A 16243-nucleotide genomic window follows, 5' to 3' on the forward strand; every position below is an offset into this window, starting at 1 on the left:
ACCAACGCAACGCACGTCACGATCCTTTGTCTAGACAATTGGGTGGAGCGTTCCTAGAGTTCTACGTGACGGAGAAACCTCCGTCCGGCCCACGGGCTGCACACAGTCGTGCAGGGACGCACGACTCATGGTCAGGCGGACCTGCTCGACACACACCGAGAGGAACACTCACATGACCGCCACCATCACCGAGCGCCCCACCCAGACCGTCGAGACCACCGCCACCGCCACCCAGGCGACCACCGACACGCAGACCGACGCCAACCGCCTCACCTTCGCCGTCGCCATGATCGCCGTCATGTTCGCCGTCATGGTCATGGCCGTTGTCGGCGCCGTCACCGGCATCCCGACCCTCATGTTCGCCTCCTCCGTCCTGGCCGCGATCACCATGGGCGTGGGCATCTACACCGGCGTCAACCTCCTCGAGGCCCGCTGAGCGTAGACAACTCCAACGAGCTCACTGGAGCTCCACCGGATCCGGACCACGCATCACAAGCAACGCAGGCCCCGGACCCAGCCCGACAAGGGCACAGAACAACGAGGCTGCGCGGCCAAGGAAGCCCGCGCAGCCATGGCATCCCGAGGGGCACCGCACAGGCGGCGCCCCTCTTCTCATCTCCGCCCCTCCCAGCAACGCGGACGCAGCAAGCTCTCATGCCGACTCCGCTCACTACTGGTGCTTCCCTCCCCACCAAGCGGACACCACCCTCCCCGAGCAACGCAGGAGCGGCCCCGATGTCCAAAACGGATACAAAGGCGGGATCCAAGTTCACAGCACCAATAAGAAACCGCATGATTCCGCGGTTCCATCAGCGGCCTGATGGAACCGCCGGCTCCTTTGTCTCCGATGTGGACACCGAGCGCCCGCCACCTCGGTTTCTGATCGCACATCGCGCCTCCCACTCAGAGCGGCAGGACCCGAGCAGGAGGCGCGAGGATGAGAGCAGGCGGTCAGCCCCGGCGACCGGGGCTGACCGCCTGGGATCACAGCGACATGTCGACGACGGCGCGTCCCTGAATCTCGCGGTTGCGCAGCGCGGTGTAGCCGGCACCGGCCTCCTCCAGCGGCAGGCGGCGCGAGACGACATCGCGGTAGTTGATGACGCCCTTGTCGGCCAGGTCGACGACAGCCGGCAGGTCCTGGCGGGTGCGCGCCCCGTAGGAGCCGAGGATCGACTGCGAGCGGCGCACGGTGCGGTTGATCTCCACCCCGGCGGTCTGCACGCCGGCCCCCAGGCCGATCGGCACCATGCGACCACCATCGGACAGGACATCCAGGGCGGTGGTCCAGGTGGCGGGGATGCCCAGGGCCTCGAAGGAGACGTCGACGCCCTTGCCGCCAGTGAGCCGGAAGACCTCCTCGCGGGCGTCCTGGGTGACGGAGTTGACCACGGCCGTGGCCCCGTAGTCGAGCATGGGGGCGAGCTTGTCGTCATCAACGTCGATGGCGATGACCTGGCTGGCACCGAAGGCCTGGGCGATCTGGACGATGTTGGTGCCCACGCCGCCGGTGGCGACCACGGCGACGGTCTCCCCGTAGCGCAGGTCGGCACCGCGGCGCACGGCCCCATAGCCGGTCATGGCCGCGCAGCCCAGGATGGCCGCCGGCACCATGTCGATGGTCTCCGGCACGGGGGCCACCGCGGTGGAGGGAACGACCGCGTACTCGGCCAGGCCGCCCATGGAGTACATGGCCACCGGCTCTCCATCGGGGGTCGCCAGGCGGGTGGTGCCGTCGTAGAGGACGCCCTTGAGGCGGTTGAGGTCGAAGAAGGGACCGCACAGCTCGTCACGCCCCGAGGCGCAGGCGTCGCACTGACCGCAGGGCATGAGGAAGCCGCCGGCCACCTTCTGCCCGATCGTCAGGCCAGTGTGCTCGTTGCCAGGGCCGAGCTCCACGATGGTGCCAGAGACCTCGTGGCCGAGCACCGCCGGCAACGGGAAGGCGATGGCGCCGCCGATGACGTGGAGGTCGGAGTGGCACAGCCCGCAGGCGGCCACCTTGATGAGGACCTCGCCGGCCTTGGGTCGGGGCGTACGCAGGGTCTCGATCTGCAGGCCGACCTCGTGGTCCCGCAGGACCGCGGCCTTCATGGTTTCAGGAATGGTCTCGGGGATGGACACGGTCGTCTCTGAGGCCTGGACTGCCTCGTTGCTCGTCATGCTCAGGTGCCTCTCTGTCAGGTGTCGACGACGTCGGGCCGCCGAGTGGCTCCTTGCGGCCACACCTCCACCATACGATATTTGTCCTGACAAATCATAGGTCCGAAGTCGGATGCTCAGGGCACGATCCTCAAAGATGCCCCGCACGCCAATCCACTAGACCTTGAGCTCGCGCGGCAGGCGCAGGAGCACGACGGCGACACTGAGTACCGACAGCGTGAAGGCCGCCCAGAACAGGGCGTGGGTTCCGAGGTAGCTCACGATGAGCAGTGAGGCCAGGAGGACTCCGGCACGCGCCAGGACTCCCCCGGTCGCCGAGGCGCGCCGCTGCGCCTCAACCAGCCAGGGCGGGATCCGCGGGTCGATCGCCCCCTGGCAGGCGGGCAGGACCAGGACGGACTGACTGGCGACCAGGATCGTCAGGGAGATGGTGATCGTCCAGGCGCCGCCCACACCCCCCAGGGTCATGCCGGTCACCAGGAAGGTGGCCCCCAGGACGGCGACGACCGTTCCCAGCACCACCCGCAGGAAGCGCAGCTGCTCGACCCGCGTCACCAGCGCCAGGGCCAGGAGCGCCAGCCCCATCCAGGTCGCGGCGCTCACGGCGATCGCGGCGGATGCGAGGCCGAGCTCGGTGGCGATCAGCGGGGCCAGGACCAGGGCCGCCGCCCCCAGGGGCGCCTCTTGGGCGATGATGAGGACCGCGCCGGTGAGCACGGCGGCACGCACCTCGGGCACTCGCAGCTCAGCGGGAGACATGGCTTGCTGCTCGGCCATCATCTCCGCGTCCAGCCGGGTCCAGTCGATGGCCACGGAGGCCTCCAGGGTCCCGTGCAGGCGGCGCAGCGCCTCGAAGGCCTCGACGTCGCGCCCCTGCCGCACCAGCCAGACCGGGCTCTCGGGCAGGAGCAGGGCGCAGGCCAGGTACGCCAGCGCAGCGAGGGCGACCATCGCCCAGGCGACGAGGAGCCGCGAGGGAGTCCACCAGGCAGCCAGGACCACGACGCCGGCCGCGGCCGGGCCGAGAGCCATGGCCTGCGGCATGAGCCGTTTGTGGCCGCGCAGAGAGAGCTCGTGGCACACCAATGGCGCCACAACGAGCACCCCACCCACGGCAAGGCCCACCAGGCCCGCCCCGATCAGGCCGACGACGCCACCGAGCCCGGCTGCGACCCCGGCACCCAGCACTGCCAGAGCCCCCATGAGCAGGCCCATTCTCCGTCGCCCCAGATACCGGGCGAGGGGGCGGCCGGTGACGGTTCCCAGCACCATCGCCACAGCGACGGCACCGAGCAGGGGCAGAGCGGCGCCGCGCGCGCCGGCGACCTCGATAGCCAGCGCCCCTTCCAAGGCACCGAGGAACAGACCTGCCGCCCATGCGTACAGGCGGAGGCGGAGCGGAGCGGGCGGCGCGCTGCGCGGCGGATGCGGGTTCATGGACCAGTCACCGTGTACGTCATAGGCGGCAGATATGTGATGAGCTCAGTTGGGAGGAGTGCTGTCTGAACAAGGAGAGGCCGGGAGGGGAACTGCGGCAGTTTCTCAGAGCCTGACGGTTGCTTCAATCCGACCGTCTCGGCTCAACTTCACTAGCCACTGCCGCAGTCCCTCACTTGGCCTCAGCTGTACTCCTTCTCGAAACGCACCTCGAGCTCCTCCAAGGAGTGGTACTTCGTCTCAGGCACGAACTTCATGTAGAAGATGAGTGACAGGACGTTCAACAGGCAGAAGATGAGGTAGGTCCCCGCCCCTCCGAGCTTCTCCATCATGACGGGGAAGACCGCGGCGACGATCGCATTGCCGATCCACAGAGTGCCCACAGCCAGGCCCATCGCTGTACCGCGCACCTTGGCGGGGTAGATCTCCGCGATAAGGACCCAGGTGACTGTCCCGGACTGCTTGGCGAACACGAACAGCGAGACAATGAGCAGCACCAGGTAGGGGGCGAAGGCGGGGGCTCCCGTGATGTTGCCGTCGGAGTCCTGGTAGGGCTGGATGAGGAAGTAGAAGACCGCTGCCAGGAGCCCGAGGGAGACCACGATGCTGGCCTCCTGGTAGATGCCCACGTGGCGGCGGGCGAACTTGGTGACCAACCACAGACCGATGGCGGAGCCCACGAAGGAGACGAATCCGGAGACGACGTTGAGGGAGATCGCGTCACTCATGGGCAGGCCGGCCGCGGAAAGCACCTTGGGCGTGTAGTACATGGCTGTGTTGATGCCAGTGACCTGGTCGGCCAGGCCCAGGATGATGCCGATGAAGAGCAGGTGGCGGGTCCATTTGACGCCCATGATCTGCGCCAGCCCCCACTTCTCCTGGTTGGCCTCCTTGCGCTGGATCTCCAGCATCTCGTCGACCTCTTCGGCGATAGAGCCGTCCTTGGACTCGTCGCGCACCCGCTTGAGGGAGCCGATGGCCTCGGCGATGCGCAGGTTGGCGACGTACCAGCGCGAGGACTCCGGCATGAGGCGGATGCCGAACCACAGGGCCACGGCGGGCAGGGTGGCCAGGACGAGCATGTAGCGCCAGGTCATGCCGTTGCCGGACTCGACCACGACGTTGCTGAAGTGCTGCACGCTCTCCCAGGCGACCTTGTCGCCGGCCTTGGCGACGACCTCACCGGACTTATTGACGACGTCGTTGGCCAGGGTGACCTCCGGGCCGCCGTACATGCGGGCCAGGACGGCGTTCATAGAGAAGGCGAGGAACTGGCCGAAGACGATCATCATCTGGTCCACGGCCACCAGGGTGCCGCGAATGCGCTTGGGGGCCGTCTCACCAAGGAAGACGGGAACGATCGCCGAGGCACCACCGACGGCGAAGCCCAGCACGATCCGGAAGAAGTAGAGGACCCAGATGTTGGGCGAGACCGTGCAGCCCAGCGCCCCAATGAAGAAGACGATGGCCAGGAGCATGATGTTGTGCCGGCGCCCGTACTTGTCGGAGAGCTTGCCTCCGACCGAGGCGCCGAGCGCGGCGCCGATGCACAGCAGGCCGCCGATCCAGCCCTCCTCCCAGGAGGTGATCTGCAGGCCGTCGGCGCCGTGCGGCAGGTACATGTAGGGCAGGGCGCCGGAGATGACACCGGTGTCGTACCCGAAGAGCAACGAGCCGAGGGTGGCGACCAGGGCGATGAGTCCGAGCGAGCGCTTCGGCCCTGAGGCGGGGGTCTGGTCGACCAGCTCCCGGATCTTCTCCGGCGTGTAGTGCACCGCAGAACTTGGTGTTGTGGACATGAAAGAACTCCTTGGGTCGTCCGCCATCATTGGCGGAGGCGAAAGAGAGCGCTGCTGGGTGAACCGGATGGCCCGGTCCGCCGGTCACCGCCCCGCAGCGCAGGGGCGGCACCGACATCCACGTCGACATACACATAATGTCATGACAATAGCCTCTGGGGAAGTGCTGACGTCAGGCATTTTCAGACCCTTGAACGACACCCCGGGAATATGCTGTTCTGCCACCGAAAAGTCATCATCCGCGGGGGTGAGGCACAGGTCCACCAGGACGATTATGGCGGGCGACTTCAGTCACCACTCTCCCGATGACACCACCTGAACGCCTGCGAGCACGCAGCAGCCTCAAGACCCCCGGCAGGCGTCCACGCTCCGCCGGCGCCCGGTGACAGGGCTCTGGAAGTAGGGCGCCCCCTTACCCCAACAAGGCGCGGACGCACCATAGGGCCCGCGGACTCATCCTGAAGGATCGGCCCTCAAGGTCTATGGTGCGTCCGCGTTGCTGGGTTGCGGAGCAGCCGGGCCTACTCCTCGCGCTGGAAGGACATGGTCGCGGCGTAGGTCTTCTCCGAGGGCCAGCGGGTGGTCACCGCCTTGGCACGGGTGTAGAACCGCACGCCCTCGGGACCGTGGATGTGGGTGTCGCCCAGGAGCGACTCCTTCCAGCCGCCGAAGGAGTAGTAGGCCACCGGTGTCGGGATCGGCACGTTGATGCCAACCATGCCGGCCTCGACGTCGAGCTCGAAGCGGCGGGCCACGCCGCCGTCGTTGGTGAAGATGGCCGCGCCGTTGCCGAAGGGCGAGGAGTTGACCTGCTTGATGGCCTCCTCGTAGGTGTCGGCGTGGACGATGGCGAGCACCGGCCCGAAGACCTCCTCGGTGTAGAGCGAGGACTCCAGGGGGACGTTGTCGACGATGGTCGGGCCGAGGAAGTGGCCCTTCTCGTGTCCGGGGATGACCAGGGGGCGGCCGTCGAGGACGACCTCGGCGCCCTTGGCCTCGGCGTCGTCGATAAGACCGGTGATGAACTCCTTGGACTTGGCGTCGATGACCGGCCCCATCTCGACGCCCTCGTCCATGCCGTAGCCGACTTTGATCTTCTCGGCGTGGGCCTTGACGCGGCGGGCCAGATCCGGACCGCAGCCGCCCACGGCCACGACGACGGGCAGGGCCATGCAGCGCTCGCCGGCGGCGCCGAAGGCGGCGGCGGAGATGTGCTGGGCGGCGAAGTCCAGGTCGGAGTCGGGCATGACGATGGCGTGGTTGTTCGCCCCGCCCAGGGCCTGGACGCGCTTGCCGTGGGTGACGCCGGTGTTCTGGACGATGTGGGCCACCGGGGTGGAGCCCACGAAGGAGATCGCGTCGATGCCGGGGTGCTCGAGGACCTTGGAGACCATGGTGCGGTTGCCGGAGACGACGTTGAAGACGCCGTCGGGCAGGCCGGCCTCCTTGTAGAGCTCGGCCGTCAGCAGGGCCGCAGACGGCGTGGCCGAGGCTGGCTTGAGGACGAAGGCGTTACCGGTGGCGATGGCGATGGGGTGCATCCACATGGGCACCATGGCGGGGAAGTTGAAGGGGCAGATGCCGGCGACGACGCCGACCGGCTGGCGCAGGGTGTGGATGTCCACGCCGGTGGAGATGTCGAAGGAGTGCTCGCCCTTGAGGGCCAGGTTGATGGCGGTGGCGAAGTCGAGGGTCTCGCGCCCGCGCTGGATCTCGCCGATGGCGTCGGAGTAGTTCTTGCCGTGCTCGGCCACGATCATCTTGGCCATCTCGTCCTGGTGGTCCAGGACCAGCTGGCGCATGCGGAACATGATGGCGGTGCGCTTGGCCAGCGAGACCTTCGCCCACTCCTTCTGGGCACGGCGCGCCACCTCGACGGCGTGGTCGAGGTCGGCGTCGGAGGCCTGGAGCAGCTCGGCCTCGACCTCACCGGTCCCCGGGTTCTCGACGGCGAAGCGCCCGATCGGGTTTCCCTCGTAGTACTTTCCGTCAACCCAGTGCGCAATGGTTCTCATCGTTATCGACTCCTGATTGTCGGTTTCGCGGACCCGCCCCGCCTATGGGGTGGGTAGGGCCGGACTCAGACCAAGGTCTCAGTGGCGGACCGGCCGGGCGCCCAGCGCCTTGCATGTGCCCCCAGCCTAACGTCCCAGACGGCGAATGGCGCCGTTTTGTCAGAACATAATCGGGGCGTTGACCACATCGTGATCTTGGCATCCCCTCCGCAGCGCCGCCGGCACAGCGACCGGCGACGCCCTCACCGGACGGGGGGCACGCGCACGGCGGGGGTCCACGGCACCATCAGCCGTGGACCCCCGCCGTCGCGGCCGGCGCAGAAGCGCGCCGTCATCCGCGTCCTACCTGCGATCCCTTCAGGTAGAGGCCTTACAGGTAGTGACGCTGAGGCTTGCGGTCACGCAAGTACTCCTCGTAGGCGCGCTGTGTGGACTCCAGCTCGGAGACCCCCGAGACCGGCACGTCCCACCAGCTCGAGCCGGGCGGGTTGGGGCCGTAGAGGTCGGTCTCGATGTGGATCATCGTGGGACGGTCCGAGGCCTCGGCCTTGCGGTAGGCATCCTTGAACTCCGCGATGGTGTGGACCTCGAGGACGTCCAGGCCCCAGGAGCGGGCGTTGGCGGCGATGTCGACGCCGTCGATGACCTGCTCGTCGGCCAGGTGGCTGCCCTCGCCGCGCTGGCGGTACTTGGTGCCGAAGCGCTGGGAGCCGCGGGACTCCGAGAGGGCACCGATGGAGCAGAAGCCGTAGTTCTGCAGCAGGACGTAGATGACCTTGATGTTCTCCTGGACCACCGTGGCCAGCTCCATGGGGAGCATCTGGTAGGTGCCGTCGCCCACGATGGAGACCACCTCGGCCTCGGGGCGGGCGAGCTTGACGCCCATGGCGGCGGGCACCTCGTAGCCCATGCAGGAGAAGGCGTACTCCACGTGGTACTGCAGCGGGCTGCGGGCCTGCCACAGGGCCTGGAGGTCACCGGGCATGGAGCCGGCGGCGTTGATGACCACGTCCTCCTCCCCCATGAGCTCGTTGAGGGCGCCGAAGACCTCGGTCTGGGCGGGCAGGGGCCCGTGGTCCAGGTGGTAGCAGCGCTCGGTGGCCTTGAGCCAGGCCTCCTTCTCCGCGGTGATCTCCTCGGAGTAGGCCGCCTCGACGCGGTAGTCCGCGAGCACCTCTGTCAGGGCCGCCAGGGCCTCGCGGGCGTCGGCCACCACCATCTCGGCGCTCTCCTTGGCAGCGTCGAAGGGGGTGACGTTAATGTTCACGAACTTCACGTCGGGGTTCTTGAACTGGGTCTTGGAGGCCGTGGTGAAGTCGGAGTAGCGGGTGCCCACGCCGATGATGAGGTCGGCCTTGTCGGCGATGTGGTTGCCGGAGTCGCAGCCGGTGGAGCCCACGCCGCCCACGGCGCTGGGGTGGTCGAAGTTGATGGCGCCCTTGCCGGCCTGGGTGTCGCCCACCGGGATGCCGGTGGCGGTGGCCAGGGCGCGCAGCTCCTCGCTGGCTCCGGCGTAGATGGTGCCGCCGCCGGCGATGATGAGGGGCCGCTTGGCGGCCTTGATGAGGGCGACGGCGCGCTCCAGGGCAGCGGGCTCGGGCACCGGGCGGCGCACGTGCCACACGCGCTTGCGGAACAGCTCCACGGGCCAGTCGAAGACCTCGGCCTGGACGTCCTGGGGCATGGCGATGGTGACCGCGCCGGTCTCGGCGGGGTCGGTGAGCACGCGCATGGCGTTGAGCAGTGAGGGGATGAGTTGCTCGGGCCGGTTGATGCGGTCGAAGAAGCGCGAGACGGGCCGGAAGGCGTCATTGACGCTGACGTCCAGGCTGGTGGGGTCCTCCAGCTGCTGGAGTACGGGGTCGGGGACGCGGGTGGCGAACTGGTCGGAGGGGAAGAGCAGCACCGGAAGGCGGTTGGTGGTGGCCAGGGCGGCCCCGGTGACCATGTTGAGGGAGCCCGGGCCGATGGAGGCCGTGCACATGTAGGTCTGGAGGCGGTTGGTGGTCTTGGCGAAGGCGGCGGCCGCGTGCACCTGCCCCTGCTCGTTGCGGGGCATGATGTAGGGCATCTCCTGCTCGCCGTCGGCGCGGGCGATCTCGTTCTGCAGGAGGGCCTGGCCGATGCCGGCCACGTTGCCGTGGCCGAAGATGCCGAAGGCCCCGGCGATGAGGCGCTGCTCGACGCCGTCGCGCTCGGAGTACTGGTTGGACAGGAAACGGATGGTGGCCTGGGCGACCGTCAGGCGGATCGTGCCGGCGTAGGCTTCGTTGCTCATCGTGGTTCTTCTCTGCTCTTCTCAGGTGGTGGGGGCGGTCGAAAGGCGGATCGGCTAGTCGTTCATGGGGGTCATGGGCAGGCGCGGGTCGACCTCCTGGCCCTCCCAGGTCTGGCGCACCCAGGTGTGGTGGGGGTCGTCGGTCATGAGCCACACGGAGTCCTCGGCGGGGCCGGCCATGACGTTGAGGTAGTAGAGGTCGTAGCCGGGGGCGGCCACGGAGGGACCGTGGTAGCCGTAGGGCATGACGACGACGTCGCCGCCGCGCACCTCGGTGCACACGTCGATGTCGTGGCCGGGCGAGGGGTAGATGCGCTGGAGCGCGAAGCCCTCGGCGTCACCCTCGCCGGCGCGGACCTGGTAGTAGTAGATCTCCTCCAGGACCCGCTCGACCTCGGTGTGCTCGTCGTGCTTGTGGGGCGGGTAGGAGGACCAGTTGCCTCCGGGGGTCAGGACCTCGCAGGCCAGCAGGTGGGAGGTCTCGACGTCGTTGCCCAGGGCGTAGTTGTTGACCTGGCGCGAGGAGGGGCCGGCCCCGCGCAGGCCGGTGCCGACCTCGGAGCGCGGGCAGTAGCGCAGCGGCTTGTCGGTGGTGGCCTTGGAGCCGGGAAGGGCGATGCGGGCGCCGTCAGCGCTGGTGAGGGTCACCTCGGTGTGGCGGGGGACGTAGACGTAGTCGGTGATGTCGGTGAAGACCGACTCGCGCCCGGCCACCTCGAGGCGCTCGCTGCCGGCCTGGACGGTGCAGCCTCCCGACAGGGGCAGGACGAGGTACTCGTGCTCACCGGCGGGCACGGTCAGGGGCTTCCCAGGGGCGAGCGCCACCACGCGCAGGGAGGACCACTCCCAGCCGGCCCGCCCCGGGGTGAGGTCCAGCTCGTAGCTGTCGTGGGCGAGCTCGCCGGCGCGGATGACGTAGCGGGACTGGTCCGATGTCTCGGACTGGGCGGTGCGGTCGGTGTGGCCCATGGTGGTGCTCCTTCGGCTCCTGGGGGTACTCGTGGGGATTGTCTCGTATGGGGTGGCCCGGCCGGGGCCGATTGACGGGGGTTGCAGCGGTTGCGGCGGTTCCGGTGGCGGGACGTGTCAGGTCCTCACAGCAGGGCGACGGCGGCGTCGACGGCGGCCTCGACGTCGTCATTGCCCGGGTAGAGCAGGGAGCGGCCCACGACCAGTCCCCTGACATTGGGAAGCTCCAGGGCCGCCGCCCAGGAGGCGCGGGTGGCCTCGGGGTCGGTGGAGACCTCGCCGCCCAGGATGAGGCTGGGCAGGGAGGTGGAGGCCATGACGCGCCGCATCGAGACGGGATCGCTGACGCAGGGCAGCTTGAGCCAGGTGTGCGCCGAGCTGCGCCCCAGCGCCTGGGCGATGCAGATCGAGCGGATGACGGCCTCCTCGCTGAGGTCGTTGACGATCCGGCCGCCCTCCCACCGCGAGATGAAGGGCTCGATCATGGCATTCAGGCCGCGCTCGGACAGGGAGTCGATGGCCTTGGCGCTGGCCTCGAGGGTGGCGGCGCTGGCGGGGTCGGCGTAGTTGATGCGGGTGAGCATCTTGCCGCCGTCGAGGTGGGAGGCCTCGATGCCGTCAGCGTCGTAGGCGCCGAAGCGGTCGTCCATCTCGAAGGAGGCCCCCTGGAGGCCGATCCGGTTCATCGAGCCCCACACGAGCTTGCCGTCCAGGGCGCCCAGGAGGGTCAGGTCCTCGATGATCTCGGCCGTTCCCAGGAACCCGTTGACGCCGGGGCGGGACAGGGCCGTCATGCAACGCCGCAGGAGGTCCTCGCGGTCGGCCATCGCCAGGGGTCTCTCGCCGGCCCCCAGGGCCCCGCGGGCCGGGTGGTCGCAGGCGATGACCATGAGGCGCCCGGCCCCGGCGAGGTCGGCGCGGGGGCGCTGGGCCAGGGCCCGGCTGATGCGATCGGGGTCGGTCGCCCGGATCTCGGTGACGGCGTCGGTCAGCGGCCGCGGCCCCGAGGCGGAGGCGGCAGGGGTAGATGATGCGTTCATCGGGGACTCCTCACAGGTCCGTCAGCCCTGGGGCGACCTCGTCGCGGCGGGCGCGCATGAGCTCGAGCAGCTCGGGCTCGGTGGGCATGGCGGTGGAGCACTCCAGTCGCGAGGAGACGATCGCTCCTGCGGTGGAGGCGGCGAAGATGGTCTTCTCCAGCGACCAGCCCGACAGCAGGCCGTGGCAGATGGCCCCACCGAAGGCGTCCCCGGCTCCCAGACCGTTCTTCGTCTCCACCGAGGTCACGGGCATCTCCACCCGCTCGGTGCGAGTCTTGACCAACGTCCCCTCCAGGCCCTGCTTGACGATGGCCAGCTCGACGCCGGCCTCCAGGAGGGCGTCGGCCGCCCGCTCGGGGTCGCGCTCGCCGACGGCGACCTCGCACTCCTCCCGGTTGCCGATGGCGACGGTGACTTTGGGAAGGATCCTGGAGACCTCCCGGTGGGCCGTCTCCTTGTCCTTCCAGAACATGGGGCGGTAGTCGAGGTCGGCGATCGTGAAGCGCCGCCGGTCGCGGGTGCCCAGGGCCGCGTGGTGGGCCGAGCGCGAGGGCTCCTTGCTCAGGCCGGTTACCGAGATCCAGAAGATCGAGGCGTCGCGGATGGCCTCCAGCGGCAGGTCCTCCCAGGTCAGCTCCAGGTCGGGGGCCGAGGGCTCGCGGTAGAAGTAGAGGGGGAAGTCATCCGGCGGGAAGATCTCGCAGAAGGTGACCGGGGTGTTGTAGGCGGCCTTGGTGACGACGTGGCGGTCGTCGACCCCCAGGCGGCTCATCTCGGTGCGCACGAAGCGCCCGAAGGGGTCGTTTCCCACGCCGGTGACGACGGCGGAGCGGTGCCCGTAGCGGGCGGCGGCCACCGCCACGTTGGTGGGGCTCCCGCCCAGGAACTTGCCGAAGCTCTCCACGTCCTCCAGCCCGACGCCGACCTGAAGGGGGTAGATGTCGATGCCGCAGCGCCCGATGGTGAGCACGTCGAGCCGGTCGGCGTCTCCGGCGGCTGCGGGCGAGCTCTCGGGCGCGACCGCCTCGGTCACCTGGGTCGTTGCTGTCGTCACGGTGATCGCGTCTCCACATCCTTGGGGGCTGCAGGCCTGCGGAACGGAGGTCTGCGTCGGGCGTCACTGCGAAGCCTGCCCCACTGGACCGCTCCAGGTCAAGCATTTGTCAGAACATTTAGGACCCATCTTCCCGCACAGCAGCCACAGGATGGCGACAGTGCGTGACATCAGCACACAGCATCCGTATGCTCGAGGCATTATCACGTCTGACACAGGCTCACCTCATGCCCGATTCAACATCCCCTTTCGCCCTCGACATCACGATCGACCGCGAGTCCAAGACGCCGCTGCACACGCAAATTTCCGAGCCGCTGGCCGCACTCATCCTTGACGGCACACTGCCCGCCGGTAGCCGTCTGGAGGACGAGCTCTCGATGGCCAAGCGACTGAAGGTCTCCCGCCCCACGGCGCGCCAGGCCCTTCAGCACCTGGTGGACCGCGGCCTGGTCAAGCGCCGTCGGGGCGTGGGCACGATCGTCTCCCCCATGCACGTCCACCGCCCGATGCAGCTGACGAGCCTGCTGTCAGATCTGTCCGCGGCCGGCCACACGACCTCCACGAGCGTGCTGGACTACGTCGAGCACGAGGCCGACGCCGAGGCCGCCGAGCACCTCGAGGTCGAGGAGGGCACCGCCGTCGTGACCTGCACCCGCATCCGCTGCGCCGACGGCGAGCCGATCGCGGTGCTGTCCAACCTCATGCCGGCAGCCATCGCCCCCACCCGTGAGGAGCTGGAGGCCGGAGGCCTCTACGACCTGCTGCGCGCCCAGGACGTCATCCCCACCACGGCCAAGCAGATCATCGGGGCCCGCAACGCCACCGCCCGCGAGGCCGACCTCCTCCACGAGCGGCGCCGCGCCGCCCTCATGACCGCCACCCGCATCACCTACGACCAGTCGGGCCGCATCATCGAGTACGGGCAGCACATCTATCGGGCCTCGCGCTACACCTTCGAGACCTCGCTGTTCTCCAGCTAGCTGTACTGACCGGAGACGTTGATTAAGCCTGCCGGGTTGTGAGCTTGCATCAGTTGGTGGGCGAGGTCATGGACGCGCTGCACGGCTTCAGGTGGGTCGAGGACTTTGATGTGGTCCCCGAATTGGAGGAGCTGGCGAACCGACTCGATGTCGGGATAGGCCACGGTGATGGTGAGCCACTCGTCGACGGGATTGGATACGTCGACCAGACGGCTCCCCAGGATCCTGGCGGCGAGGTCCAGCCGGTTGGCCCGCAGGTGAGCGTTAATCTCCACGCTCGCGTCGGTGGTGAGCGTGCCGACCAACTGATCCCAGACTTTCTCCAAGGGCTGGCCGGGCCGCAACACGGCCGGTTCGTCCATAGCCTTGTGTGTCACCAGGCGATTGGTGTTGAACATGCGCGGCGTGCCGTCCACGTCACCAACCAGATACCAGGCGGCCTGCTTGCTGACCAGTCCGTAGGGGTCGACCTGGTAGGTGTCGGCAGTGGCGTGTCCGCTGTGGCGGTAGGTGACGACGAGCCGGCGGCCCTGCCGGGCCGCAGCCAGCAAACTCGACAGGTCCCGGGTCGTGGCAGGCGTGAACCATCCGGCAGGGTCGATCAATAGGACATCGGCCAGAGGCGGTTCGCTTGGGCCCCAGCGACGGATGGCTGCCGTGAGCTTGGCGCGTGCGTGTTCACCTACCTCTCCCAGGCCGATCTGTGCGAGCTGGTCGGGGCTGAGGCCGACTGCCGCGAGGAGCTGCAGCTCGGAGGGATCGAGCCGTGACAGGTCCAGACGGGAACGCGCGTCGAGCACGATCGCGCCATGACGGCCGCGTTCTGCATGGACTGGGATACCGGCAGCGGACAGGGCTTCAACGTCGCGCAGGACCGTCCGGGTAGACACCTCAAAGCGGTCAGCGAGCTGCTGGGTGGTCATCCGTCCGTGCACTTGGAGCAGCAGGGCGATCGACAGCAGACGAGAAGCCTTCATGTCCTCATTTTAACAAAAAATATGACAGGAACTGTCGTGTATCGGTGATGTGCTGGGAGACGTTCACACGCCAGCCCAACCCTTGGAGGCCCGCCATGACGGCACCCAACCTGTTCCTGACCTACGTGACCGACGCTCAGCGTTCCACCGCGTTCTACAGCGACCTGTTCGACATCGAGCCCACCTTCACCAGCCCCCGCTATGTCGCTTTCGAGGTCGCGCCCGGCGTCCTGTTCGCGATCTGGACCGGCCACAACAAACACACCACCCCGGAGACGCCGCGCACCAGCGAGCTCGGACTGATGCTGCCCGGCGGGGGCGACGCCATCGACGAGGTCTACCAGCAGTGGGTCGCCAAGGGCATCCGGGTGGTCGAGGAGCCCCACGACGACGTGTTCGGCCGCACCTTCGTGATCGCCGACCCAGACGGCAACCTCATCCGCGTCAGCCCCGTCGACTGACATCCCACCCCATCCCCTACGTGGCGGCGAGCAGCAGCTCGCCGCCACGACTCTTTGTCGAGGAAACCATGTCACACCCCAACGCTGCCCTCACCCCACGCCACCGTCTCAAGGTGGCGCAGCTCGTCGTCGACGAGGGATGGCCGATCAGCGAGGTGGCCGCCCGCTTCCAGGTCTCCTGGCCCACTGTGAAACGCTGGGCCGACCGTTACCGGGCAGGCCAATCAATGCAGGACCGGTCCTCCCGTCCCCATCGCTCGCCGAACCGGACCAGCGGGAAGACTTCCCGGCGCTGCATCGACCTACGGCTGCGCCTCCGGGAGGGGCCGGTGCAGTTGGCCTGTCGACTGGGCATCGCCCCGTCGACCGTCCACCGCATTCTGGTCGCCGCACACTTGAACCGGCTGTCCCATGTCGACCGCGCCACCGGCGAACCGGTCCGTCGATACGAACACGACCACCCCGGATCGATGCTGCACGTGGACGTGAAGAAGCTCGGCAACATCCCCGACGGTGGCGGTTGGCGCTACGTCGGCCGTCAGCAGGGCGAGAAGAACCGCGCCGCCACCCCTGGCAAGCCCAAGAATAGGTACCGGGACCCGTTGATGGGCAATGCCTACGTCCACACCGTCATCGATGACCACTCCCGCGTCGCCTACGCTGAGATCCACGACGACGAAACCGCCCTCACCGCCACCGCTGTCCTGGTCCGAGCCGTCGAGTGGTTCAACCAGCGGGGCGTCACCGTCGAACGAGTGCTCTCCGACAACGGCGGCGCCTACCGCTCACACCTGTGGCGCGACACCTGCGCCGAGCTGGGCATCCGACATAAGCGAACCCGCCCGTATCGGCCGCAAACCAACGGCAAGATCGAGCGATTCCACCGCACCTTGGCCGATGGTTGGGCCTATGCCCGCTGCTACACCTCCGAGGCCGAGCGCCGGGGCGAGCTTGACGGCTGGCTGCACTACTACAACCACCACCGTCCCCACACCGCCTGCGGGAACCAGCCGCCCTTCTCACGGTTGACCAACGTCTCCGGTCAGTACAGCTAGCTCTCACCCCAACAC

The 16243-nt window shown here is 68.2% G+C and carries 13 protein-coding genes; 4 read left to right on the forward strand and 9 right to left on the reverse strand.

Annotated elements, in window-relative coordinates:
- Positions 1-172: 172 nt before the first annotated feature.
- Complete coding sequence (locus tag HMPREF3165_RS07780) at positions 173-436, forward strand: hypothetical protein (RefSeq protein WP_070512140.1); 264 nt, start codon at positions 173-175, stop codon at positions 434-436.
- Between the two features lie 548 nt (positions 437-984).
- Here the strand turns inward: HMPREF3165_RS07780 and HMPREF3165_RS07785 are convergent.
- From HMPREF3165_RS07785 to iolC, 8 genes are all read right to left on the reverse strand, one after another.
- Entirely contained in the window at positions 985-2163 is a 1179-nt protein-coding gene (locus HMPREF3165_RS07785) for a zinc-binding dehydrogenase (RefSeq protein ID WP_070512142.1), read from the reverse strand.
- A 156-nt stretch (positions 2164-2319) separates the two neighbouring features.
- Positions 2320-3600: an MFS transporter gene (locus HMPREF3165_RS07790; protein WP_070512145.1), complete on the reverse strand. Its 1281-nt coding sequence runs from the start codon at positions 3598-3600 to the stop codon at positions 2320-2322.
- A gap of 182 nt (positions 3601-3782) precedes the next feature.
- A complete protein-coding gene (locus HMPREF3165_RS07795) occupies positions 3783-5399 on the reverse strand; it encodes an MFS transporter (protein WP_070512148.1) in 1617 nt (538 codons plus the stop codon).
- A 521-nt stretch (positions 5400-5920) separates the two neighbouring features.
- A complete protein-coding gene (locus HMPREF3165_RS07800) occupies positions 5921-7414 on the reverse strand; it encodes a CoA-acylating methylmalonate-semialdehyde dehydrogenase (protein ID WP_070512150.1) in 1494 nt (497 codons plus the stop codon).
- A 370-nt stretch (positions 7415-7784) separates the two neighbouring features.
- On the reverse strand, positions 7785-9692 hold the full coding sequence (gene iolD, locus HMPREF3165_RS07805) for a 3D-(3,5/4)-trihydroxycyclohexane-1,2-dione acylhydrolase (decyclizing) (RefSeq protein ID WP_070512153.1): 1908 nt from the start codon (positions 9690-9692) through the stop codon (positions 7785-7787).
- Between the two features lie 54 nt (positions 9693-9746).
- Positions 9747-10661, reverse strand: coding sequence for a 5-deoxy-glucuronate isomerase (gene iolB, locus HMPREF3165_RS07810; RefSeq protein WP_070512154.1), 915 nt, complete (start codon positions 10659-10661; stop codon positions 9747-9749).
- Positions 10662-10786: 125 nt separating this feature from the next.
- A complete protein-coding gene (locus HMPREF3165_RS07815; RefSeq protein ID WP_070512157.1) occupies positions 10787-11701 on the reverse strand; it encodes a Cgl0159 family (beta/alpha)8-fold protein in 915 nt (304 codons plus the stop codon).
- A gap of 10 nt (positions 11702-11711) precedes the next feature.
- Positions 11712-12734, reverse strand: coding sequence for a 5-dehydro-2-deoxygluconokinase (gene iolC, locus HMPREF3165_RS07820; protein WP_070512240.1), 1023 nt, complete (start codon positions 12732-12734; stop codon positions 11712-11714).
- A 248-nt stretch (positions 12735-12982) separates the two neighbouring features.
- On the opposite strand from iolC, the gene HMPREF3165_RS07825 reads away from it, so the two are divergent.
- Positions 12983-13735, forward strand: coding sequence for a GntR family transcriptional regulator (locus tag HMPREF3165_RS07825; protein ID WP_060956611.1), 753 nt, complete (start codon positions 12983-12985; stop codon positions 13733-13735).
- Here the strand turns inward: HMPREF3165_RS07825 and HMPREF3165_RS07830 are convergent.
- Complete coding sequence (locus HMPREF3165_RS07830; RefSeq protein WP_070512159.1) at positions 13732-14712, reverse strand: helix-turn-helix transcriptional regulator; 981 nt, start codon at positions 14710-14712, stop codon at positions 13732-13734. The genes HMPREF3165_RS07825 and HMPREF3165_RS07830 overlap by 4 nt on opposite strands.
- A 95-nt stretch (positions 14713-14807) precedes the next feature.
- On the opposite strand from HMPREF3165_RS07830, the gene HMPREF3165_RS07835 reads away from it, so the two are divergent.
- Together HMPREF3165_RS07835 and HMPREF3165_RS07840 are read left to right on the forward strand one after the other, a co-directional pair.
- Positions 14808-15173 (forward strand): VOC family protein, encoded by a 366-nt coding sequence (locus HMPREF3165_RS07835; protein WP_070512162.1) that lies wholly within the window; start codon positions 14808-14810, stop codon positions 15171-15173.
- 68 nt (positions 15174-15241) lie between these two features.
- Positions 15242-16228 (forward strand): IS481 family transposase, encoded by a 987-nt coding sequence (locus tag HMPREF3165_RS07840; RefSeq protein ID WP_070512165.1) that lies wholly within the window; start codon positions 15242-15244, stop codon positions 16226-16228.
- Positions 16229-16243: the final 15 nt, after the last annotated feature.

It is taken from the genome of Actinomyces sp. HMSC08A09 (assembly GCF_001807465.1).
In the GTDB taxonomy this organism is placed as follows: Bacteria; Actinomycetota; Actinomycetes; order Actinomycetales; family Actinomycetaceae; genus Actinomyces; species Actinomyces oris.